At 64.4% G+C, this 20,453-nt stretch carries 23 protein-coding genes; 9 read left to right on the top strand and 14 right to left on the bottom strand.

Annotation, left to right across the window (positions count from 1 at the left end; genetic code table 11):
* The 7 genes from ureC to Q0799_RS12815 form a co-directional block, all read left to right on the top strand.
* On the top strand, positions 1-1,572 hold a 1,572-nt coding region (ureC, locus tag Q0799_RS12845; protein WP_298398957.1), incomplete at its 5' end, for an urease subunit alpha.
* A gap of 2 nt (positions 1,573-1,574) precedes the next feature.
* The gene (ureE, locus tag Q0799_RS12840; protein WP_298398944.1) at positions 1,575-2,114 is read left to right on the top strand and encodes an urease accessory protein UreE; all 540 of its coding nucleotides are present in this window, start codon (positions 1,575-1,577) and stop codon (positions 2,112-2,114) included.
* A complete protein-coding gene (locus Q0799_RS12835; protein ID WP_298398942.1) occupies positions 2,111-2,797 on the top strand; it encodes an urease accessory protein UreF in 687 nt (228 codons plus the stop codon). Before ureE ends, Q0799_RS12835 begins: the two co-directional genes overlap by 4 nt.
* 7 nt (positions 2,798-2,804) lie before the next feature.
* Positions 2,805-3,410, top strand: coding sequence for an urease accessory protein UreG (ureG, locus tag Q0799_RS12830; protein WP_298398940.1), 606 nt, complete (start codon positions 2,805-2,807; stop codon positions 3,408-3,410).
* Positions 3,411-3,595: 185 nt separating this feature from the next.
* Entirely contained in the window at positions 3,596-3,904 is a 309-nt protein-coding gene (locus Q0799_RS12825) for a hypothetical protein (RefSeq protein ID WP_298398938.1), read from the top strand.
* 63 nt (positions 3,905-3,967) lie between these two features.
* On the top strand, positions 3,968-4,423 hold the full coding sequence (locus Q0799_RS12820) for a cytochrome c (protein WP_298398937.1): 456 nt from the start codon (positions 3,968-3,970) through the stop codon (positions 4,421-4,423).
* A gap of 6 nt (positions 4,424-4,429) precedes the next feature.
* Entirely contained in the window at positions 4,430-6,043 is a 1,614-nt protein-coding gene (locus Q0799_RS12815; protein WP_298398936.1) for an NAD(P)/FAD-dependent oxidoreductase, read from the top strand.
* Here Q0799_RS12815 and Q0799_RS12810 read toward each other — a convergent pair whose 3' ends face one another.
* Positions 6,044-7,258 (bottom strand): NAD(P)/FAD-dependent oxidoreductase, encoded by a 1,215-nt coding sequence (locus Q0799_RS12810; RefSeq protein WP_298398934.1) that lies wholly within the window; start codon positions 7,256-7,258, stop codon positions 6,044-6,046.
* Positions 7,259-7,367: 109 nt separating this feature from the next.
* On the opposite strand from Q0799_RS12810, the gene Q0799_RS12805 reads away from it, so the two are divergent.
* The gene (locus tag Q0799_RS12805) at positions 7,368-9,005 is read left to right on the top strand and encodes a Na/Pi symporter (RefSeq protein WP_298398933.1); all 1,638 of its coding nucleotides are present in this window, start codon (positions 7,368-7,370) and stop codon (positions 9,003-9,005) included.
* Here Q0799_RS12805 and Q0799_RS12800 read toward each other — a convergent pair.
* The 7 genes from Q0799_RS12800 to Q0799_RS12770 all read right to left on the bottom strand — a co-directional run bounded on the left by Q0799_RS12800 (position 9,002) and on the right by Q0799_RS12770 (position 15,194).
* Complete coding sequence (locus Q0799_RS12800; RefSeq protein WP_028996026.1) at positions 9,002-9,952, bottom strand: alpha-E domain-containing protein; 951 nt, start codon at positions 9,950-9,952, stop codon at positions 9,002-9,004. The genes Q0799_RS12805 and Q0799_RS12800 overlap by 4 nt on opposite strands.
* Positions 9,953-9,954: 2 nt before the next feature.
* The gene (locus tag Q0799_RS12795) at positions 9,955-11,367 is read right to left on the bottom strand and encodes a circularly permuted type 2 ATP-grasp protein (RefSeq protein ID WP_298398930.1); all 1,413 of its coding nucleotides are present in this window, start codon (positions 11,365-11,367) and stop codon (positions 9,955-9,957) included.
* 199 nt (positions 11,368-11,566) lie between these two features.
* Positions 11,567-12,748 (bottom strand): acetyl-CoA C-acyltransferase family protein, encoded by a 1,182-nt coding sequence (locus Q0799_RS12790; RefSeq protein ID WP_298398926.1) that lies wholly within the window; start codon positions 12,746-12,748, stop codon positions 11,567-11,569.
* A gap of 25 nt (positions 12,749-12,773) precedes the next feature.
* On the bottom strand, positions 12,774-13,697 hold the full coding sequence (locus tag Q0799_RS12785; protein WP_298398924.1) for a CobD/CbiB family protein: 924 nt from the start codon (positions 13,695-13,697) through the stop codon (positions 12,774-12,776).
* Positions 13,698-13,742: 45 nt separating this feature from the next.
* A complete protein-coding gene (locus tag Q0799_RS12780) occupies positions 13,743-14,333 on the bottom strand; it encodes a CoA pyrophosphatase (RefSeq protein ID WP_298398922.1) in 591 nt (196 codons plus the stop codon).
* Complete coding sequence (locus Q0799_RS12775; RefSeq protein WP_298398920.1) at positions 14,330-14,584, bottom strand: hypothetical protein; 255 nt, start codon at positions 14,582-14,584, stop codon at positions 14,330-14,332. Before Q0799_RS12775 ends, Q0799_RS12780 begins: the two co-directional genes overlap by 4 nt.
* A 10-nt stretch (positions 14,585-14,594) precedes the next feature.
* Positions 14,595-15,194 carry a TIGR02281 family clan AA aspartic protease gene (locus Q0799_RS12770; protein ID WP_298398918.1) on the bottom strand — a complete coding sequence of 200 codons (600 nt, stop codon included), beginning with the start codon at positions 15,192-15,194 and terminating at the stop codon, positions 14,595-14,597.
* A 58-nt stretch (positions 15,195-15,252) separates the two neighbouring features.
* Here Q0799_RS12770 and Q0799_RS12765 point away from each other — a divergent pair, with 58 nt between their 5' ends.
* Positions 15,253-15,966, top strand: a complete 714-nt coding sequence (locus Q0799_RS12765; RefSeq protein ID WP_298398915.1) for a type 1 glutamine amidotransferase — start codon at positions 15,253-15,255, stop codon at positions 15,964-15,966.
* 48 nt (positions 15,967-16,014) lie between these two features.
* On the opposite strand, the gene Q0799_RS12760 is transcribed toward Q0799_RS12765, so the two are convergent.
* Genes Q0799_RS12760 through Q0799_RS12735 form a run of 6 tightly spaced genes read right to left on the bottom strand, consistent with a single transcriptional unit; the run spans position 16,015 to position 20,415 of the window.
* On the bottom strand, positions 16,015-16,509 hold the full coding sequence (locus Q0799_RS12760) for a YajQ family cyclic di-GMP-binding protein (RefSeq protein ID WP_298398913.1): 495 nt from the start codon (positions 16,507-16,509) through the stop codon (positions 16,015-16,017).
* A 5-nt stretch (positions 16,510-16,514) separates the two neighbouring features.
* Complete coding sequence (locus tag Q0799_RS12755) at positions 16,515-16,826, bottom strand: pyrimidine/purine nucleoside phosphorylase (protein ID WP_298398911.1); 312 nt, start codon at positions 16,824-16,826, stop codon at positions 16,515-16,517.
* Positions 16,826-17,047, bottom strand: a complete 222-nt coding sequence (locus Q0799_RS12750) for a DUF2788 domain-containing protein (protein ID WP_028996035.1) — start codon at positions 17,045-17,047, stop codon at positions 16,826-16,828. The genes Q0799_RS12755 and Q0799_RS12750 overlap by 1 nt, the downstream gene beginning before the upstream one ends.
* A gap of 3 nt (positions 17,048-17,050) precedes the next feature.
* Entirely contained in the window at positions 17,051-18,283 is a 1,233-nt protein-coding gene (locus tag Q0799_RS12745; protein WP_298398907.1) for an argininosuccinate synthase, read from the bottom strand.
* Positions 18,284-18,317: 34 nt separating this feature from the next.
* Positions 18,318-19,238: an ornithine carbamoyltransferase gene (argF, locus tag Q0799_RS12740; RefSeq protein ID WP_298398905.1), complete on the bottom strand. Its 921-nt coding sequence runs from the start codon at positions 19,236-19,238 to the stop codon at positions 18,318-18,320.
* A gap of 4 nt (positions 19,239-19,242) precedes the next feature.
* Positions 19,243-20,415 carry an aspartate aminotransferase family protein gene (locus tag Q0799_RS12735; protein WP_298398903.1) on the bottom strand — a complete coding sequence of 391 codons (1,173 nt, stop codon included), beginning with the start codon at positions 20,413-20,415 and terminating at the stop codon, positions 19,243-19,245.
* Between the last annotated feature and the right edge of the window lie 38 nt (positions 20,416-20,453).

The following is a 20,453-nucleotide window of genomic DNA, read 5'->3' as shown; positions in this document are numbered from 1 at the left end:
TTCGGCGGCGGCAAGGTCATCCGCGACGGCATGGGGCAGAGCCAGCGCGTTTCCGCCGAGACCGTCGATACCGTCATCACCAACGCGCTGATCGTCGATGCCATCACCGGCATCATCAAGGCCGACATCGGCCTGAAGGATGGCCGCATCGCCGCCATCGGCAAGGCCGGCAACCCGGACATCCAGCCCGGTGTGACCATCGTCATCGGCCCCGGCACCGAAGTCATCGCCGGCGAAGGCATGATCGTCACCGCCGGCGGCATCGACAGCCACATCCATTTCATCTGCCCGCAGCAGATCGACGAAGCACTGAATTCCGGCGTCACCACCATGATCGGCGGCGGCACCGGGCCGGCAACCGGCACCTACGCCACCACCTGCACGCCCGGCCCCTGGCACATCCACCGCATGCTGGAGGCCGCCGAGGCCTTCCCGATGAACTTGGGCTTTCTCGGCAAAGGCAACGCCAGCCTGCCGGCCGCGCTGCGCGAGCAGGTCGAAGCCGGCGTCATCGGCTTGAAGCTGCATGAGGACTGGGGCACGACGCCGGCCGCCATCGACTGCTGCCTGTCAGTGGCCGACGAGATGGACATCCAGGTCGCCATCCACACCGACACGCTCAACGAATCGGGCTTCGTCGAAGCGACCATCGATGCCTTCAAGGGCCGCACCATCCACACCTTCCACACCGAAGGCGCCGGCGGCGGCCACGCGCCGGACATCATCAAGGCGGCCGGGCTGCCCAATGTTCTGCCCAGCTCGACCAATCCGACCATGCCGTACACGGTCAACACCATCGACGAGCATCTCGACATGCTGATGGTCTGCCACCACCTCGACCCGAGCATCGCCGAGGACGTAGCCTTCGCCGAATCGCGCATCCGCCGCGAGACCATCGCCGCCGAAGACATTCTGCACGACCTCGGCGTCTTCTCGATGATGTCGTCCGACTCGCAGGCCATGGGCCGCGTCGGCGAAGTCATCATCCGCACCTGGCAGGCGGCGCACAAGATGAAGGTCCAGCGCGGCACGCTGCCGGAAGACAACGCGCGCCACGACAACTTCCGCGTCAAGCGCTACATCGCCAAATACACGATCAACCCGGCGCTGACGCATGGCATCGCCCACACCGTCGGCTCGATCGAAGTCGGCAAACTGGCCGACCTGGTGCTGTGGAAGCCGGCCTTTTTCGGCGTCAAACCCAGCCTGATCCTGAAGGGCGGCATGATCGCCGCCGCCGCCATGGGCGACCCCAACGCCTCGATTCCGACGCCACAGCCGGTCCATTACCGGCCGATGTTCGGCAGCTTCGGCAAGGCGCTGAAGACTTCGGTGACCTTCGTCTCGCAGGCGGCGCTGAACAACCCGGCGGTCGCCGCGCTGAAGCTGGAGAAACCGCTGATCGCCGTCTCCGGGTGCCGTGACGTGCAAAAATCCGACATGGTGCACAACGGCGCCACACCGGAAATCACCGTCGATCCCGAAACCTACGTGGTCAAGGCCGACGGCGTGCATCTCGTCTGCGAACCGGCGACCGAACTGCCGCTGGCCCAACGCTATTTCCTGTTCTGACCATGTTGATCCTGAATAAACGCACGACCGCCCCCGCCACCGACTCGGTGGCGCTCGCCTACGACGAACGCAAACGCAGCCGCCTCAAGGTGACGCTGGCTTCCGGCAGCGAGGCCGGCATTTTCCTCGAACGCGGCGACCACCTGCACGGCGGCGACAAGCTGATTGCTGAAGACTGCTCTAGCGTCGTCGAAATCCTCGCCGCGCCGGAAAAACTGATCGAGGCCGTCGCCGACAGCCCGCTGCTCTTCGCCCGCGCCGCCTACCATCTCGGCAACCGACACGTCCCGGTGCAGATCCTGCCCACCGAAAACGGCGGCAAGCTGCGCTTCCAGACCGACCACGTGCTCGCCGACATGGCACGCGGCCTGGGCTGCATCATCAGCGAGACGGAAGCGCCGTTCCAGCCGGAATCCGGCGCCTATGGGGCGCACGGCGGCCATCATCACCACGGTGACGAGCCCGACCATGCCGATCTGCACAACCCCGGCCACGGCCCGCACCGCTCGGTGCCGAAAATCCACGAGTTCAAACCGCGTTGACCCCTTCGCTGCAACTCGCCCGCCTGCTCCAGCTCGCCAGCCCGGCGCTGCCGGTCGGCGCCTACACCTATTCGCAGGGCCTGGAATGGGCGGTCGAATCCGGCGTCATTCGTGACGAAACGAGCGCCGGCCGCTGGATCGCCGATCTGCTCGCACACGGCATCGGCCGCTACGAAGCGCCGCTGGTTGTTGCGCTGATGCGCGCGTGGACCGCGGCAGATAGCGCCGAAATCGCCCGCCTCAACGCCGAATTCCTGGCCAGCCGCGAATCCGCCGAACTGCGCGCGGAAACGGCCCAGATGGGCTTTTCGCTGCACCGGCTGGTGCGCGACCTGCGCGACCCGGCGCTGGCCGATGTCGAAACGACGCTGGCCGGACTCGGCGAGATCGCCTTCCCGACCGGCTGGGCCGGCATCGCCGCGACCTGGCGAATCGACCGTGAAGCGGCGCTGACGGCCTACCTCTGGGCCTGGGCCGAAAACCAGGTAATGGCCGCACTGAAGGCGGTACCGCTCGGCCAGGCCAGCGGCCAGCGGCTGCTCGCCGAACTCGGCGGGCGCCTGCCCGAAATTGCCGCCCTTGCCCTGAAACTGCCGGAAGGCGAATGGTCGAATTTCACCCCGGCCTTCGCCATCGCCTGCGCCCGCCACGAAACCCAATACTCCCGTCTCTTCAGATCCTAGGAAAAACATGAGCAAACAAGCCCTGCGCGTCGGCATCGGCGGCCCCGTCGGTTCCGGCAAGACCGCCCTGACCCTGGCGCTGTGCCAGGCCCTGCGCGACAAGATCGACATGGCCGTGGTCACCAACGACATCTACACCGCCGAGGACGCCAAGTTCCTGGTCAATCACTCGGCGCTGGCGCCCGAGCGCATCATCGGCGTCGAGACCGGCGGCTGCCCGCACACCGCCATCCGCGAGGACGCCTCGATCAACCTCGAAGCCGTCGACCGCCTGCAACGTGCCTTTCCCGGCGTCGAGCTGATCCTCGTCGAATCCGGCGGCGACAATCTGGCGGCAACCTTCTCGCCCGAACTCTCCGACCTCACCATCTACGTGATCGACGTCGCCGCCGGCGAGAAGATCCCACGCAAGGGCGGCCCCGGCATCACCAAATCCGACCTGCTGGTGATCAACAAGATCGACCTCGCGCCCATGGTCGGCGCCTCGCTCGAGGTCATGGCGACCGACGCCAAGGCGCAGCGCGGCCAGCGCCCCTTCGTCTTTTCCAACCTGAAAACCGGCGAAGGGCTGGAAACCATCATCGCCTTCATTCGCGAACGCGGCATGTTGTAGCGCACCATCACCGGGCAGGCCGCACCATCGGCAAACACCGGCAGAGCCACACCCGCCAAGGGGAAATGCCTAAAGCATTGATTGGAAAACACTATATTGCAGCGCAACATCCGGCACGATTTTCGCTAATTTCCGGCACCCGACCCCAACGGGGAGATTCACCCAGAAAAAGGAGAAATCGGCCAATGGACAAGCAAATGGAAACCGCACAGTTGCTGGCCCGCTTCAAATTGCAGGTGAAGCGCAGCCTGGGCGAAACCGTTGACCTGGAACGACTGACCCGCGAACCCGCCTACGCCCGCCAGCGCCTCAGCGAAATTGAAGATGCGGCCGACGACGAGGATTTGCTGATCATGGTCCTGCGCCTGCGCGACCTGCTGCTGCCGGTCGCCCGAGACACCGAAGTCATTGCCGCACCCGAAACGAAGCCGGTCGAAGCGGTGCAGCGTACCGCCGAGACGCGCAGCTACATGCGGGGTGCGCGCGCCTGGTGAGACGGTGGATGCATGTGGCGCCGGTTATAATCCGGCCTCTGCTTCATCCACCGCTTGATATCCATGCACAAGATCGCCAGAACCGCACTCCTTGCCCTGATCCCGGCCCTGCTCCTGCCCGCCTGCGGCGAAGTCGAGGACACCCGCCCCGGCCAGCCGGTGAAAACCCGCCAGGATGCGTTCAAGGAAATGCTGCGGGTGTTCGAGCCGATGGGCCTGATGCTGCGCGAAAAGCGCTACGAGGAAGACCGCTTCCTGCGCATGGCCACGGTGCTGGTCGAGAAACGCGACCTACCCTGGACACACTTCGGACCGGACACCAACTATCCGCCGACCAAGGCAACCCCGCGTGTCTGGGAAGAACCGGCGCGCTTCGAGGAGGAACGTCAGCGTTTCGTCGCCGTCACCGACGATCTGCTCGCCGCCGCCAAAAGCAAGGAATTGCCGCGTATCGAAGCGGCCTACAAAACGGTTTACGATAGCTGCAAGAGCTGTCACAACCCGTTCAAGGCGCGCTGACCCGGCATGTTGCGTCTGACCGAACTCAAGCTGCCGCTCGATCATCCGCCGGAAGCCCTGCGCCCGGCGCTGTGCGCCCGGCTCGGCATCGCCGACGACGAACTGATCGGCTACACGGTATTCAAGCGCAGCCACGATGCGCGCAAGAAATCGGCCATCGTCCTGCTCTACCAGATCGACGTCGAACTGCGCGATGAGGCCCGCGTCGCCGCCCGCCTGAAGGACGACCGCCACGTCGTGCCGACGCCGGACATGGACTACCACTTCGTCGCCCGCGCCCCCGAAGGCCTGAACGAGCGCCCGGTGGTCATCGGCATGGGCCCCTGTGGCCTGATGGCCGGGCTGCTGTTGGCGCAGATGGGTTTCCGGCCGATCATCCTCGAACGCGGCAAGGCCGTGCGCGAGCGGACCAAGGACACCTGGGGCCTGTGGCGCAAGCACGTGCTCGACCCGGAATCGAACGTCCAGTTCGGCGAAGGCGGCGCTGGCACCTTCTCCGACGGCAAGCTGTACAGCCAGATCAAGGACCCGAACTTCCTCGGGCGCAAGGTCATGGCCGAGTTCGTCAAGGCCGGCGCGCCTGAAGAGATCATGTACGTGAGCAAGCCGCACATCGGCACCTTCCGGCTGGTCAAGATGGTCGAGAACATGCGCGCGACGATCCGCGAACTGGGCGGCGAAATTCGCTTCGGCGCCCGCGTCGAGCGCCTGCAGATCGCCAACGGCCAGGTCGAAGGCGTCGAACTCGCCGGCGGCGAGCGTATCGCCAGCCGCCATGTGGTGCTGGCCATCGGCCACAGCGCTCGCGATACCTTCCAGATGATCCACGACAGCGGCGTCTATGTCGAAGCCAAGCCCTTCGCCATCGGTTTCCGCATCGAACACCCGCAGACGCTGATCGACAAGGCCCGCTTCGGCCCCAACGCCGGCAACGAGTTGCTCGGCGCCGCCGACTACAAGCTCGTTCATCATTGCGCCAACGGCCGCGCCGCCTACAGTTTCTGCATGTGCCCGGGCGGCCAGGTGGTCGCCGCCACCTCGGAACCGGGACGCGTCGTCACCAACGGCATGAGCCAGTACTCGCGCGCCGAGCGCAACGCCAATTCGGCGCTGGTGGTCAATGTCGAGCCGGAAGACTTTCCCGGCGACTACCGCCAGAATCCGCTGGCCGGCGTCGATTTCCAGCGTCATTGGGAAAGCCAGGCATTCCTCGCCGGCGGCAGCAACTACGACGCACCGGCCCAGCGCGTCGGCGATTTTCTCGCCGGACGGCCGTCGACCGTCCTCGGTCAGGTCGATCCGTCCTACCAGCCCGGTGTGCACATGACCGACCTGAGCACTTGCGCACCGGCCTTCGTCATCGACGCGCTGCGCGAAGCCATCCCCGCCTTCGACCGACAGATCCACGGCTTCGCCATGGCCGACGCGGTGCTCACCGGCGTCGAGACGCGCACCTCGTCACCGATCCGTATCAAGCGCGGCGACAACTTCCAGAGCATCAACACCCGCGGCCTCTACCCGGCCGGCGAAGGCGCCGGCTACGCCGGCGGCATCCTGTCGGCCGGCGTCGATGGCATCAAGGTGGCGGAAGCCGTGGCCCGGGCAATGACGCAAGCCTGATCAGGCGAACTGCCCGGCCACCCAGCCCGACGACCAGGCCCACTGGAAGTTGTAGCCACCCAGCCAACCGGTGACGTCGACCACTTCGCCGATGAAGTAAAGGCCGGGCACCTCACGCGCCGCCATGGTTTTTGACGACAATGCCGCGGTCGACACGCCGCCGAGCGTGACTTCGGCCTTGGCGAAACCCAGCGTGCCCGCCGGCATCAGCGACCAGGCATTGAGCTGTCTGGCGATATGTTCGAGGTCGCGCCGGCCGAGTTCGCCGATTGGCCGATTGACCGCCTTGTCGCCACCGACCAGCGCACACCACTCGTGGGCAAAGCGCCGGGGCAGGCGTTCGGCGAGCAGATTGGGCAGATGCACCCGACCCTGGCGCTGTCCTTCCAGCCAGTCGCCAGCGTCGATGCCGGGCAGCAGGTCGATTTCCAGCGGCCGTTTCTTGCCGCTGCCGTACTCCTGCATCTGCCAGTAGCTGGAAATCTGCAGGATGGCCGGGCCGGACAGGCCGCGGTGGGTGATCAGCACGTTTTCGCGGAAGGCCGCCGTGGCAAAACTGGCACTGGCATCGAGGGTGGCGCCGGCCATCGGCTTCAGCGGTTCGAGCAGTTCCGGCGCCAGCGCCAGCGGCACCAGCGCCGGTCGCGGCGGCACCACGGGAATGGCGAACTGTTCGGCCAGTTGATAGCCGAAAGGCGAAGCGCCGATTTTCGGAATCGCCAGGCCGCCGGTGGCAACGACCAGCGACTGGCTGCGGAAGGCCCCTTGATCGGTGAGCACCCGCCACGGCAACGCCGCGTCATTGCTCAGGCGTTCGACGCCCTGCACCGCGCACGGCATCGCCCAGCGCACGCCGGCATCCGCGCAGGCATCACGCAGCATGGCGATGATCTCTTCGGCCGAGTCGTTGCAGAACAACTGGCCGTGTTCGCGCTCGTGGTAGGCGATGCGGCGCTTGTCCAGCATCGCGATGAAATCGTGCTGGGTGAAACGGGCCAGCGCCGAGCGGCAGAAATGCGGATTCTGCGACAGGTAGTTGTCGGCGCTGACGCTGCGGTTGGTGAAATTGCAGCGGCCACCGCCGGAGATGCGGATGCGCTCGCCGAGCTTTTCAGCATGGTCGACCAGCAGGACGCGCCGCCCGCGGGCCCCGGCCTGGGCGGCACACATCATGCCGGCGGCACCGGCACCGATGATGATCACGTCAAATTGCATGGCACATCGCTTCGCTCGGCATCAGGCGCCGGATTCTAACATCGGCGCAATGCTTGACGGCGCGGGCGTCTGGCGCCACGCTGTGCACACCCAAACAGTATGGTGCGTTATGGACGGAATCAACCTGCCTGCGATGCTCGGCGGCATCGGCCTCTTCCTGCTCGGGATGACGATGATGACCGACGGGCTGAAGCTGGCGCTGGGCCCCTCGCTGGCCAGCCTGTTGCACACCTGGACGGCAACCCGGCTGCGCGGCCTGCTGTTCGGCATTTTTTCGACCGCCCTGGTGCAGTCGTCGACGGCCATCACCGTCGCCGCCATCGGTTTCGTCAACGCCGGCCTGCTGCCGCTCGGCCAGTCGTTGTGGGTCTTCTTCGGGGCCAATGTCGGCACCACCTTCACCGGCTGGCTGGTCGCCGTGATTGGCTTCAAGCTGAAAATCGAGGCAGCCGCCCTGCCCTTGATCGGCATCGGCATCCTGCTGCGCATTTCCGGCCAGGAAACGCGGCGCGGCGCCATCGGCAACGCCATCGGCGGTTTCGGCGTGCTGTTCCTGGGTATCGGTTTCCTGCAGCAGGCCTTCGCCGCCGGCGGCAGCGGACTCGATCTCAGCGTGCTCTCGGGACACGGCATCTGGTCGATCCTGGCCTTCGTGCTGGCCGGGGTACTGCTGACCGTGGTCATGCAGGCCTCCGCCGCTGTCCTGGCAATCGTGCTGACGCTGGCCGAAGCCGGTGTCCTGCCGATGAATGAAGCGGCCGCCGCCGTCATCGGCGCCAACATCGGCACCACCGCCACCGCCCTGCTCGCCGCGATCGGCGCCACACCGAACGCCCGCCGGGCGGCCGCTGCCCACGTCATGTTCAATTTGCTGACCGGCATCGTCGCCCTGCTCATGTTGCCGGCGCTGCTCTCGCTGATCGGCATGCTGCGCGACTGGCTCGAACTCGGTGCCCAGCCCGCCGTCAGCCTGGCGCTCTTCCATACCGTCTTCAACCTGCTCGGGGTGATCCTGATGTGGCCGCTGACCGCCCGCCTGGCGCGCTTCCTGGAGGGTCGCTTCCGCACTCAGGAAGAAGAAATCGGCCGGCCGCACTACATCGACCGCAACGTCGGCTCGGTTCCGTCGCTGGCGGTCGACGCCCTGCACCGCGAAGTATCGCGGCTGGGCAACATCGTCCTCGACATGGCCCGCCTGCGCAGCACGCCGGATGGTGCCGGCCCCGCCGCCTGGCCCCGGGTCAATCCCTTCCCACCGCTGTCGCGGGCGATCCTCGACTTCGTCGCCGAGGTCAATCGGCATCCGATGTCGCAGGATACGGCGCACAACCTGGCGACGCTGCTGCGCGTGCACCGCTACTACGATACCTGCCACGAACTGTGTGCCGAACTCGGACGGATTCACTCGACGCTGCCGCTGATCACCGTTCACGAACTGGTCGATGAAAGCCGCAGCCTGGCCGCTCAGGCCGTCGGACTGCTCGAACGCGTCGATCCCCTGCTGGCCGGTCAGACCCTGCCCGACGCCGAGCAACTGGGCGGTTTCGAACTGGCTTACCACGCACTCAAGGCCAGGCTGCTCGAAGCGGGCGCTGCCGGCAGCATCCCGATCGAGCAGATGGACGAATTGATGAGCGGCTTCAGCGCCCTGCGCCGCCTGGTCGAACAGGCGAACAAGGCCGCCCGCATGCTCGAAACCCTGGACCCGGTGGCCGGTAGCGCGCCCGTCTCGCTGGAAAGCGCCTAGGCCGCTTCGTCCATCGGCACCAGGAAGTCCTTGCTGATGCCGTTGCCGATCAGGTAGATGCGGTCCATGAAGTCGGTCAGCCACTCGTGCAGGCCGTCCTTGAGGATGTCCTCGATCCGGCCGTAACGCAGCTGCGAGTAGAGCTGACCGGCCTGACGCAGGGTTTCGCCGGAGTGGTTGTTCGACAGCAGCTCGAGATTCTTGACCACGCCGTTCAGGCAGAAGCGCAGCGAACGCGGCATGTCGCTGTTGAGGATCAGCAGCTCGGCGACCCGCTCCGGCGTGATCACGTCGCGGTACACCTTGCGATAGACCTCGAAGGCCGACACCGAGCGGAGCAAGGCGCCCCACTGGTAGAAATCGGTGGCTTCCTCTTCCTCGCCGTGCGGACGCAGGACGTGGTATTTCACGTCGAGGATGCGTGCCGTGTTGTCGGCGCGTTCAAGCAGCGTGCCCAGGCGGATGAAGTGGAAGGCCTCGTCCTGCAGCAGCGTGCCCAGCGTGGTCCCGCGTGACAGCGAGGAACGCAGCTTGACCCACTCGAAGAAATCGCCGACGCCGGCATTGACGATCTGCTCGAAGCTCTTTTCGCGGGCTTCCAGCCAGGTCGAGTTCATCGTTTCCCACATCTCGGTGGTCAGGGTGCCGCGCACCGCATGCGCGTTCTCGCGGGCCATGCGCAGGCAGCTGTAGATCGAGGAAAAATTGTCGTGGTCGCTGACCATGAAACGCAGCACGTTCTCGCCATTGACTGTGTCGTACTTGGCGGCGTAGGCCTCCTCCAGGCTGTTCAACGCGATGATCGCGGCCCAGCTCTGGTTGGCGGCTTCTTCGGATTGGGGCACCAGCGACATCTGCCAGGTGACGTCGAGCAGGCGGGCAAGGTTTTCGGCGCGCTCGATGTAGCGCGACATCCAGAACAGGTGATCGGCAGTTCGGCTCAGCATGATTAATCCTCCAGAACCCAGGTATCCTTGGTACCGCCGCCCTGCGACGAATTGACGACGAGCGAGCCCTTGGTCAGGGCGACCCGGGTCAGCCCGCCGGGCACCATGTTCACGCACTTGCCCGACGACAGCACGAAGGGCCGCAGATCGAGGTGACGCGGCGCAATGCCTTCCTCGACGAAGGTCGGGCAGTTGGACAAGGCCAGCGTCGGCTGGGCGATGTAACCGTCCGGCTTGGCCAGCAGCAACTGGCGGAATTTCTCGATCTGTTCCTTGGTCGAGGCCGGACCGACCAGCATGCCGTAACCGCCGGCGCCGTGCACTTCCTTGACCACCAGTTCGCCGAGGTGATCGAGCACGTAGGCCAGATCGTCCTTCTTGCGGCACATGTAGGTCGGCACGTTGTTGAGGATCGGCTCCTCACCGAGGTAGAAACGGATCATGTCCGGCACGTAGGGGTAGATCGACTTGTCGTCGGCGACGCCGGTGCCGATGGCGTTCGACAGGGTGACGTTGCCGGCCTGGTAGGCCTTGAGAATGCCGGGCACGCCGAGCGCCGAATCGGCGCGGAAAGCCAGCGGATCGAGGAAGTCGTCGTCGATCCGGCGATAGATCACGTCGACGCGCTGCGGCCCCTGCGTCGTACGCATGTACACCGTGTCGTCCTTGACGAAGAGATCGCGGCCCTCGACCAGTTCGACGCCCATCTGCTGAGCCAGGAAGCTGTGTTCGAAATAAGCGCTGTTGTAGGCGCCCGGCGTCAGCACGACTACGGTCGGATCGGCGATGCCCTGCGGCGCGACAGCGCGCAGCTTTTCCAGCAGCATGTCCGGGTAATGCTGGACCGGCGCCACCTTGTGCCGGGCAAACAGTTCCGGGAACAGGCGCATCATCATCTTGCGGTCTTCGAGCATGTACGACACACCTGACGGCACGCGCAGGTTGTCTTCGAGCACGTAGAACTCGCCGGCGCCGGCGCGGACCAGGTCGACCCCGGCGATATGGGCATAGATGCCGGCCGGCACGTCGACACCCTTCATCACCGCGCGATACTGGGCGTTGTCCAGCACCTGCTCGGCCGGGACCTTGCCCGCCTTGAGGATTTCCTGGTCGTGGTAGATGTCCCACAGGAACATGTTCAGCGCCTTGACCCGCTGGCGCATCCCGCGTTCCATCGCCTTCCATTCCTTCGATGGAATGACGCGCGGAATGATATCGAAGGGAATCAGGCGCTCCTTGCCGGCTTCCTCGCCATAGACGGCAAAGGTGATGCCGACGCGGTGGAAAGCCAGATCGGCTTCGGCACGCTTGCGCTCGATGCGCTCGGGCGGCGTTTCCTTCAACCACGCTTCGTAGCGTTTGTAGTGCTCCCGGACGCCACCGTCGGCGTCGTACATCTCGTTATAGAAGTTCATGTCCGACTCTTTTATGAGGATGCTCTCGTTTTCAATTCAGCAGAAACCGTGCCACGACTTAAAACCCCATTGAAACAGCGGATTAGGAAATCCCCGGGAATATGCACGCCCCATACTGGTGCGAAGAAACAACATGGTGCGCACCAATAAAAAAACCGCCGGATTGCTCCGGCGGTTTTTTGGCGAAGAACGCAAAGAATCAGGCGCGCTCAAGGATCACTGCGATGCCCTGACCACCGCCGATACACATGGTGACCAGTGCGTACTTGCCGGCGACGCGTTCCAGTTCGTACAGCGCCTTGGTGGCGATGAAGGCACCGGAACAGCCGACCGGGTGACCGAGGGCGATGGCGCCGCCGTTCGGGTTGGTCTTGGCCGGGTCGAGGCCGAGCACCTTGGACACCGACAGGGCTTGCGCGGCGAAGGCTTCGTTCGATTCGATGACGTCCATCTGGTCCAGCGTCAGGCCGGCCTTCTTGAGCGCCAGCTTGGTCGCCGGGATCGGGCCTTCGCCCATGATGTCGTTCGGCACGCCGGCAACGGCGTAACCGGCGATGCGGGCCCGCGCCTTGTAACCGGCCTTGGCGGCGACATCGGCAGCGGCCAGCACGAAGAAGGCCGCGCCGTCGTTGATGCCGGAGGCATTACCGGCGGTGACCGTACCGTCCTTCTTGAACGCCGGCTTCATCTTGGCCAGGGTTTCCATCGTGGTGCCACGCTTGATGTATTCGTCGGCATCGAAAACCACTTCACCCTTCTTGGTCTGCTTGACGATGGGGACGATCTGCGACTGGAAGTAGCCGGCATCCTGGGCGGCCGCGGCACGGCGCTGCGATTCGACGGCGAAGGCATCCTGCTCTTCGCGGCTGATGCCGTGCTTGGCAGCCAGGTTTTCGGCGGTGATGCCCATGTGGCCGACGCCGAACGGGTCGGTCAGGACGGCAACCATCGAGTCGATCGCCTTGGTGTCGCCCATGCGCGCACCGGAGCGCAGCGCCGGCAGCAGGTAAGCGGCCTTGGACATGACTTCGACACCGCCGCCGATACCGTAGTCGGCATCGTTCAGCATGATGTTCTGGGCGGTGGTGACGATGCCCTGCAGGCCGGAGGCGCACAGGCGGGAAACCTGCATGGACACCGACTCCATCGGCAGGCCGGCCTGGATCGAGGCAACGCGCGAAGCGTAGGCATAACGGGAATCGGTCGGCATCGTGGTGCCTACCGTGACGTAATTGATCTGCTGGGGATCGACGCCGGAGCGGGCAATCGCTTCCTTCATCACGATACCGGCCAGTTCGCTGGTATCGAAGTCAGCCAGGGAGCCGCCAAAGGAACCGATGGGGGAACGGACCGCGCTCAGAACGACAACTTCTCTGCTCATGTAGAACTCCTCTTAAAAATTATTTTCAGCCCGCCAGACTGGCAAGCCCCAACAAAAAGAGCAACAACATCCATAGCACTGTGGCGCGCCAGACCAGGCCGACGGCACTTTGCATGAAATCCACATCGGCCGGATCACCGATCCCGAGTTCGGCCCGGTCGGAAACCTCGCCTTCGTCGATCACCGAACCACCCAACTGCACGCCCAGGGCACCCGCACCGCTGGCCAGCACGATACCGAGATCGCGGTCCGGCCACAGCGCCGGCTGGGTTCGCCAGCAATGCACCGCATCCTCGAAATCGCCGACGACGGCGAATGCCGCGGCCGTAGTCCGCAACGGCAGCCAGTCGATGATCGCGAAAGCCTGCCGGGAGAATATCGGAAATTCATTATGCGCCGTCGGGGCATCGGCTGTCCAACGGTCCCTCACGATCAGCGCCAGTCGGTAGAGCAAGGCACCGCAGGGACCGGGTAGCAGAACGAACCACAGCAGCACGGCAAAGACATGGCGATGCGAGGCGCCGAGCGCGCCCTCGATGGACAGCCGGGAAACATCGCGGGCACTCAGCCCCTGGGTGGCGATGCCCTGCCAATCGGCGAGCAACTGACGCGCCCGCTCCAGATCGCCGAGACGCAGCGCCAGCTGGATCTCCGTGTAATGGTGGCTGAACTGGCGAAAACCCATGGTCAGATAGAGGACGCCCACGTTGAGCAGCCAGCCGAGCAGGGGATTCAGCGAATAGAGCAGGACATAGAGCAGACCGAGCAGGACCACCGGCAGGGCGACGGCGATCAACCAGGCGGCCAGGCCATGGTGGCGACCGCCGGCATTGAACTTCGACTCGACGAAGCCGGCCCACAAGCCCAGCGGCTCGGCGACGATGCGGCGATAGTCCAGCGGCTTGAATTGCTCGATCAGGAAGACGGCGATCAACGAAAAAAGACTCATGGGCGGTGTATTACCCTGCGCAGCGGTTTGTTCCAGGCCAAGGCATCAAGATACCACAAGCCTTTCGGTCAGCGAGCGGATCATGCCGGCCGTCGCCCCCCAGATGAAATGATCGCCGTAGGGCATTGCATAATAATGACGCAAGGCACCGCGCAGATGGACCGAATGGCGCTGGTGATTGGCCTCGTCGAGCAGGAAGGCCAGGGGCACCTCGAACACCTCGGCCACTTCGAAAGGATCGGGGGTCAGCGAGAACGGCGGTGTCACCAGACCGACCACGGGCACCACGCAAAAACCGGTACCGGTGCGGTATTCCGGCAGGTAACCGAGGATATCGACGTGGCGGCGGGCCAGCCCGATTTCCTCCTCGGTCTCGCGCAAGGCCGTCTCCAGCGGCGAAGCATCCCCGGCCTCGACCCGGCCGCCGGGGAAACTCACCTGCCCGGCATGATCGCGCAGGTGCGCGGTGCGTTCGGTCAGCAGCACGGTGAAACCCGGCTCGCGCCGGACGATGGGAAAAAGGACGGCAGCCGGCGTCAGTTCGCTGCTGCGGGCGCCATCCTCGATCACCGCCTCGCCTGCTGCCGGCGCCGGCAACAGACTGCGGCGCAAACGTGCCAGTTCGCCTTCAGTCAAGCCACCGGTCCTTCCTCGATTTCCGCATGCACGGCGTTCAGCGCATCCTGCAATGTTTCTTCCGGCAGTCCGTTGACCGCCGTGGCCACCATATCGGCCGCCTCGACCGCGCCCACCGGCAGGCGCTTGCTGTCGAGCGAGGCGATCAGCGCGGCGCTGGCACCAACCACGCGCAACAGCGACTGCCGCTCGCGCATCAACATTTCCAGCTCGGTACGCAAGAGCGCGATTTCCTGATCCTTTTGCGGCATATTCTCTCTCCTAAAAGCGCTTTTTCAGCGTCATCGTGCTGCCGTCACGCTGCATTTCCATGCGGTTGAGCACGCTCATTCCCAGCAGCGCGATCGGCAGATCGGTCTGGTGGATCACCGCATCGACCTGATGCAGCGTCATGCCGCCGATGCGCACGTTATCGAGTTGCACCTTGCTGACCATGACCTGGCCGTTCGCGGTCTGCGAAATGCCTTTCTGGCCGCGGTTGAAATCCAGTCCCATACGCCGCGCATCGCTGGCGCCCAGGGAAATCATGCTGGCCCCGGTATCGACCAGGAAACGCACCGACACACCGTTGATCGTCCCAGTCGTGAAGAAATGCCCCTGCCCGTCGGCCTGCAGTACCAGACGGTCGGAATCGCTGCTGGCAGCGACACCGACCGCGTTCTGCCCGACCTTCAGCGGACGCTTGCGACCGTTGATCTCGACCACCACCTGATCGCCCTGGACCGAAACGACCTTGACGCCATCGACCGTCGCCCCGGCAGGAACCGCGCGCGGCGCCCCGCCGTTGATCTTGAGCAGCGCCTTGCTGCCGATGATGCCTGCCAGGCCGACTTCCTGCGCGGCCAGCGCGGAGGACAGCAACAGACAAAACGCGGCGAGCGTAAAATGAACGCCCTTTCCCGCCAAGCGCAGCACAGCCATGAAACCGGTCGCCATCTTTCGTCACTCCCCTACCGAAGGTCCGGGCTATTTTGCCATATTCCTTGAGCAGCAAGGGATTCCATGGACATTGATCGCCATCGACGAGGGTGAAGCCGTCCCCGTCAGCGCCGAGGATTACGCCGGCCTGTGCTTCATGGGCGGGCCGATGAGCGTGAATGACCCACTGCCCTGGATCGCCCCGGTCTGCGCGCTGATCCGCGATGCGGTCGCCCGCGACATCCCGGTGATCGGTCACTGCCTGGGCGGCCAGCTGATCAGCAAGGCCCTGGGCGGTCAGGTGACCCGGAACCCGGTCAAGGAAATCGGCTGGGGCACGGCCGACGCGCAGGACGACGCAACCGCCCGCCACTGGCTGGGCGAACTGGCCGGCCGGACGGGCACGGTGTTCCAGTGGCACGGCGAAACCTTCAGCATTCCGCCCGGCGCCACCCGGCTGTTCGGCAATGCCTACTGCGCCAACCAGATGTACGTGCTCGGTCCGCACCTGGGCATGCAGTGCCATGTCGAGATGACGCCGGAAATGATCGCCACCTGGTGCGAGCAGTGGGCCGACGAGGCTCTCTCCGTAGCCGACCAGCCCAGCGCCCAGACGCCGGCCGAAATGCAGGCCGGCATTGCCGCCCAGCTGCCGGTGATGCGTCAGTTGTCGGAACAGCTCTACTCGGTCTGGATCAAGGGCCTGCGCCACTGAATGAAAAAAGGCGGCCGCAGCCGCCTTTCCTGACCGGTTTTCCGGCGATCAATCGCGGTAGTTGCCGTCCTTGATCGGGAAATCGGTGATTTTCGAGCGGACCAGCGCAATCGCTTCGCGCAGTTCGTCGATCTTCTTGCCCGAAACACGCACCGCGTCGCCCTGGATCGAGGCTTGCGCCTTGAGCTTGGCGTCCTTGATCAGCTTGACGATCTTCTTCGCCAACTCGCTGTCGATGCCGTCGCGGATCTTCAGTTCCTGCTTCGCCTTGTTGCCGGAAACGCTCTGCACCTTCTGCGGATCGAGCCGTTTGACGCTGTCCTTTTCCTTCTTTTCCAGTGCCGGGAAAAGCAGGTCCTTGATCTGGTCAAGCTGGAACTCGGAATCGCCCCACAAGGTGATCAGCTTGTCCTTCTCGTTCAACTCGACCTTGGCCGAGGTGCCCTTGAAGTCGTAGCGGTTGTCGATCTGGCGCGAGGTGACGTCGACGGCATTCTTCAACGCCACCATGTCCGCTTCGGAGGTGAAGTCAAAGCTCGGCATGGTGATTACTCGAAGTGGCAGACGTAGTGGTAAGGCGCGTCGCAGGCGATCTCGAAGCTGGAATTGCCCGGCACGTTGAACGACTCGCCGGCGCCGTAGGTCTTCCACTCGCTCTCGCCCTTGAGCTTGACGCGGCAGGCACCGCCGACGCCTTCCATGATTTCCGGCGCACCGGTGTTGAAGGTCAGCGACGACGGCAGGATCACGCCGACGGTCTTCTTGGTGCCATCGGCGAGGATGACGGTGTGGCTGACGCACTTGCCGTCGAAATAGACGTTGGCAGCCTTGACCACGGAAACGTTGTCGAATTGAGACATCAGATACCCCAGAGTTTTTCAATGATGGATTTGGCGATGAAACCGACCATGCCGAAAGCCAGCACGAAGAACAGGACAAATGTCCCGGTCTTGCCGGCTTTCGACTTCCAGGCGATTTCGCCGATGATGAACAGCATGAACAGGATGAAGGCGCCGACACCCCAGGTCGAGAAAAAGTCGGCGATCTGCTCCTCGTTGAAGCCGAATACAGTACCTTCCACCGATCAACCGCCCTTGCGTGCCTTGAGATTGGCGGCAATGCGCATGCGCAACGCATTGAGCTTGATGAAGCCGCCGGCATCCTTCTGGTCGTAGGCGCCAGCGTCGTCCTCGAAGGTGGCGATGGTCGAGTCGAACAGCGAATCGGTCTTGGAATCGCGGCCGACGACGATCACGTTGCCCTTGTACAGCTTGACGCGGACGAAGCCGTTGACGTTCTGCTGGGTGTGGTCGATCAGGGTCTGCAGCGCGACGCGCTCCGGGCTCCACCAGTAACCGTTGTACACCAGGCTGGCGTAGCGCGGCATCAGGTCGTCCTTGAGGTGGGCGACTTCGCGGTCGAGGGTGACCGACTCGATGGCGCGGTGGGCGCGCAGCATGATCGTGCCGCCCGGGGTTTCGTAACAGCCGCGCGACTTCATGCCGACGTAGCGGTTCTCGACCAGGTCGAGGCGGCCGATGCCGTGCTTGCCGCCGAGCTGGTTCAGCTTGGTCAGCACCTGGGCCGGGCTCAGGCGTTCGCCGTTCAGCGCAACGATGTCGCCCTTCTCGTATTCGATGTCGAGGTATTCGGCCGCATCGGGTGCCGCTTCCGGCGACACTGTCCACCGCCACATGCTTTCCTCGGCTTCCGCCGCCGGGTCTTCCAGGTGACGGCCTTCGTAGGAGATGTGCAGCAGGTTGGCGTCCATCGAGTACGGCGAACCACCCTGCTTGTGCTTCATTTCGACCGGAATGCCGTGCTGTTCGGCGTAGGCCAGCAGCTTCTCGCGCGACAGCAGGTCCCATTCGCGCCACGGCGCGATGACCTTGACGCTCGGCTTGAGCGCGTAGGCACCGAGTTCGAAGCGGACCTGGTCGTTGCCCTTGCCGGTGGCGCCGTGCGAAATGGCGTCGGCGCCGGTCAGGTTGGTGATCTCGATCAGGCGCTTGGCGATCAGCGGACGGGCGATCGAGGTGCCGAGCAGGTATTCGCCTTCATAGACGGTGTTGGCGCGGAACATCGGGAAGACGAAGTCACGGACGAACTCCTCGCGCAGGTCGTCGATGAAGATGTTTTCCGGCTTGATGCCGAACTTCAGCGCCTTGGCGCGCGCCGGCTCGAGCTCTTCGCCCTGGCCGAGGTCGGCGGTGAAGGTCACCACTTCGCATTGATAGGTGTCCTGCAGCCACTTGAGGATGACCGAGGTATCCAGACCGCCCGAGTAGGCGAGAACCACTTTCTTGACGTCGCTCATTTGCTTTTCCAGTTTCGTTTTGACAATGCGCCGATCAGACCTTGAGGCGGCCGAGCAGCAGGTATTCCATGAGGGCCTTCTGGACGTGCAGGCGGTTTTCCGCCTCGTCCCAGACCACCGATTGCGGACCGTCGATGACGTCCGCCGTCACTTCCTCGCCGCGATGCGCCGGCAGGCAGTGCATGAACACGGCCTTGGGATCGGCCACCGCCATCATCTCGGCGTCGACACACCAGTCGGCGAAGGCCTTCTTGCGTTCCTCGTTTTCGGCTTCGAAACCCATCGAGGTCCACACGTCGGTAGTGACCAGGTCGGCACCGCGGCAGGCGTCCATCGGGTCTGCAAAGACCGCGTAGCGCGACGGATCGACGCCGGCGATCAGGGCCGGATTCAGTTCGTAACCGGGCGGCGTCGACACATGGACCTTGAAGTCGAGCACGTCGGCGGCCTGCAGCCAGGTGTTGCACATGTTGTTGGCGTCGCCGACCCAGGCCACGGTCTTGCCCTGGATGCAGCCGCGATGCTCGATGTAGGTGAAGATGTCGGCGAGGATCTGGCAGGGGTGGTACTCGTTGGTCAGGCCGTTGATCACCGGCACGCGCGAATTGGCGGCAAAGCGCTCGATGATGTCCTGCTCGAAGGTGCGGATCATCACGATGTCGCTCATGCGCGAGATGACCTGGGCCGCGTCCTCGACCGGCTCGCCGCGCCCGAGCTGGGAATCGCGGGTGTTCAGGTAGATCGCCGAACCGCCAAGCTGATGCATGCCGGCCTCGAACGATAGGCGGGTGCGCGTGCTGGCCTTCTCGAAAATCATCACCAGCGTACGGTCGCTGAGCGGCCAGTACTTCTGGTAGGACTTGAACTGGTCCTTGATCCAGCGCGTGCGTTCGAACACGTACTGGTGTTCGTCGCGACTGAAGTCCTTGAACTGCAGGAAATGCTTGATCGTCATTGCCTCACTCCGCCAGGAAGGCCTTGATCAGCGGCAGCATCCGCTCGACCAGTTCGCGGGCGTCGGCCTCGCTGAAATTGAGCGGCGGCAGGAGACGGATCACGGTATCGCCGGTGACGTTGATCAGCAGGCCGGCAGCCAGGCCCCGCTTGACCAGATCGCCGCAGGGGCGATCGAGTTCGATGCCGATCATCAGGCCGTGACCGCGAATGTCGACCAGGCCGGCGACTCCGGCCAGCCCCTCGGCAAAACCCTGACGGATCAGCGCACCGATCCGGGCGGCGTTGTCGAGCAGGCCTTCTTCCTCGATGCATTCGATGGTGGTCAGCGCTGCCGTGCAGGCGAGCGGATTGCCGCCAAAGGTAGAGCCATGGTTACCCGGCCCGAACAGGCCGGTGGCCCGCCCGCCGGTCATGCAGGCGCCGATCGGCACGCCCGAACCCAGGCCCTTGGCCAGCGTCGCCACATCCGGCTGAACGCCGACCTGCTGGTAGCCGAACCACTTGCCGGTACGCGCCATGCCGCACTGGACCTCGTCGCAGATCATCAGCCACTCGTGGGCGTCGCACAACTGGCGCACACCTTGATAGTAGGCCGGATCGCACAGATGAATGCCGCCCTCGCCCTGGATGATTTCCAGCATCACGGCGACGATGTTCTTGTTATGTTCGGCGACGGCGCGAACCGCTTCCAGATCGCCGTAGGGCACACGGACAAAACCCGCGACCAGCGGCTCGAAACCGGCCTGCACCTTGCGGTTGCCGGTCGCCGACAGGGTTGCCATGGTGCGGCCGTGGAAGGCCTTTTCCATGACGATGATGGTCGGCAGTTCGATACCCTTCTTGTGACCGTAGTAGCGCGCCAGCTTGATCGCTGCTTCGTTGGCTTCACAACCGGAATTGGCGAAGAAGACTTCGTCCATGCCCGACAGCGCGCACAGCTTGTCGGCCAGTTGCTCCTGGCCGGTCACCCCGTAGAGATTCGAGGTGTGCAGCATCCGCCCGGCCTGCGCCGCGATCGCAGCGACCAGCTTGGGATGGGCGTGACCCAGGGTATTGACGGCGATGCCGGACAAGGCATCCAGGTATTCCCGCCCCTCGGTATCCGTGATCCGGCTGCCGGCGCCATGGCTGAAAGCCACCGGCAAGCGGGCGTAGGTATTCATGACATGCGACATGAGGCAACCCCATAAAACGAAAACGGCGGCTACCGCCG

This window comes from uncultured Azonexus sp. (genome assembly GCF_937982035.1).
Taxonomy (GTDB): Bacteria; Pseudomonadota; Gammaproteobacteria; order Burkholderiales; family Rhodocyclaceae; genus Azonexus.
This window is presented reverse-complemented; position numbering and strand designations above follow the sequence as displayed.

Excerpts from the sequence above, each read along its gene's own strand:
- ureE (WP_298398944.1), top strand. The coding sequence starts at position 1,575 with ATGTTGATCCTGAATAAACGCACGACCGCCCCCGCCACCGACTCGGTG.
- ureG (WP_298398940.1), top strand. The coding sequence starts at position 2,805 with ATGAGCAAACAAGCCCTGCGCGTCGGCATCGGCGGCCCCGTCGGTTCC.
- Q0799_RS12825 (WP_298398938.1), top strand. The coding sequence starts at position 3,596 with ATGGACAAGCAAATGGAAACCGCACAGTTGCTGGCCCGCTTCAAATTG.
- Q0799_RS12820 (WP_298398937.1), top strand. The coding sequence starts at position 3,968 with ATGCACAAGATCGCCAGAACCGCACTCCTTGCCCTGATCCCGGCCCTG.
- Q0799_RS12815 (WP_298398936.1), top strand. The coding sequence starts at position 4,430 with ATGTTGCGTCTGACCGAACTCAAGCTGCCGCTCGATCATCCGCCGGAA.
- Q0799_RS12810 (WP_298398934.1), bottom strand. The coding sequence starts at position 7,258 with ATGCAATTTGACGTGATCATCATCGGTGCCGGTGCCGCCGGCATGATG.
- Q0799_RS12805 (WP_298398933.1), top strand. The coding sequence starts at position 7,368 with ATGGACGGAATCAACCTGCCTGCGATGCTCGGCGGCATCGGCCTCTTC.
- Q0799_RS12800 (WP_028996026.1), bottom strand. The coding sequence starts at position 9,952 with ATGCTGAGCCGAACTGCCGATCACCTGTTCTGGATGTCGCGCTACATC.
- Q0799_RS12795 (WP_298398930.1), bottom strand. The coding sequence starts at position 11,367 with ATGAACTTCTATAACGAGATGTACGACGCCGACGGTGGCGTCCGGGAG.
- Q0799_RS12790 (WP_298398926.1), bottom strand. The coding sequence starts at position 12,748 with ATGAGCAGAGAAGTTGTCGTTCTGAGCGCGGTCCGTTCCCCCATCGGT.
- Q0799_RS12785 (WP_298398924.1), bottom strand. The coding sequence starts at position 13,697 with ATGAGTCTTTTTTCGTTGATCGCCGTCTTCCTGATCGAGCAATTCAAG.
- Q0799_RS12775 (WP_298398920.1), bottom strand. The coding sequence starts at position 14,584 with ATGCCGCAAAAGGATCAGGAAATCGCGCTCTTGCGTACCGAGCTGGAA.
- Q0799_RS12765 (WP_298398915.1), top strand. The coding sequence starts at position 15,253 with ATGAAACCGGTCGCCATCTTTCGTCACTCCCCTACCGAAGGTCCGGGC.
- Q0799_RS12760 (WP_298398913.1), bottom strand. The coding sequence starts at position 16,509 with ATGCCGAGCTTTGACTTCACCTCCGAAGCGGACATGGTGGCGTTGAAG.
- Q0799_RS12755 (WP_298398911.1), bottom strand. The coding sequence starts at position 16,826 with ATGTCTCAATTCGACAACGTTTCCGTGGTCAAGGCTGCCAACGTCTAT.
- Q0799_RS12745 (WP_298398907.1), bottom strand. The coding sequence starts at position 18,283 with ATGAGCGACGTCAAGAAAGTGGTTCTCGCCTACTCGGGCGGTCTGGAT.
- argF (WP_298398905.1), bottom strand. The coding sequence starts at position 19,238 with ATGACGATCAAGCATTTCCTGCAGTTCAAGGACTTCAGTCGCGACGAA.
- Q0799_RS12735 (WP_298398903.1), bottom strand. The coding sequence starts at position 20,415 with ATGTCGCATGTCATGAATACCTACGCCCGCTTGCCGGTGGCTTTCAGC.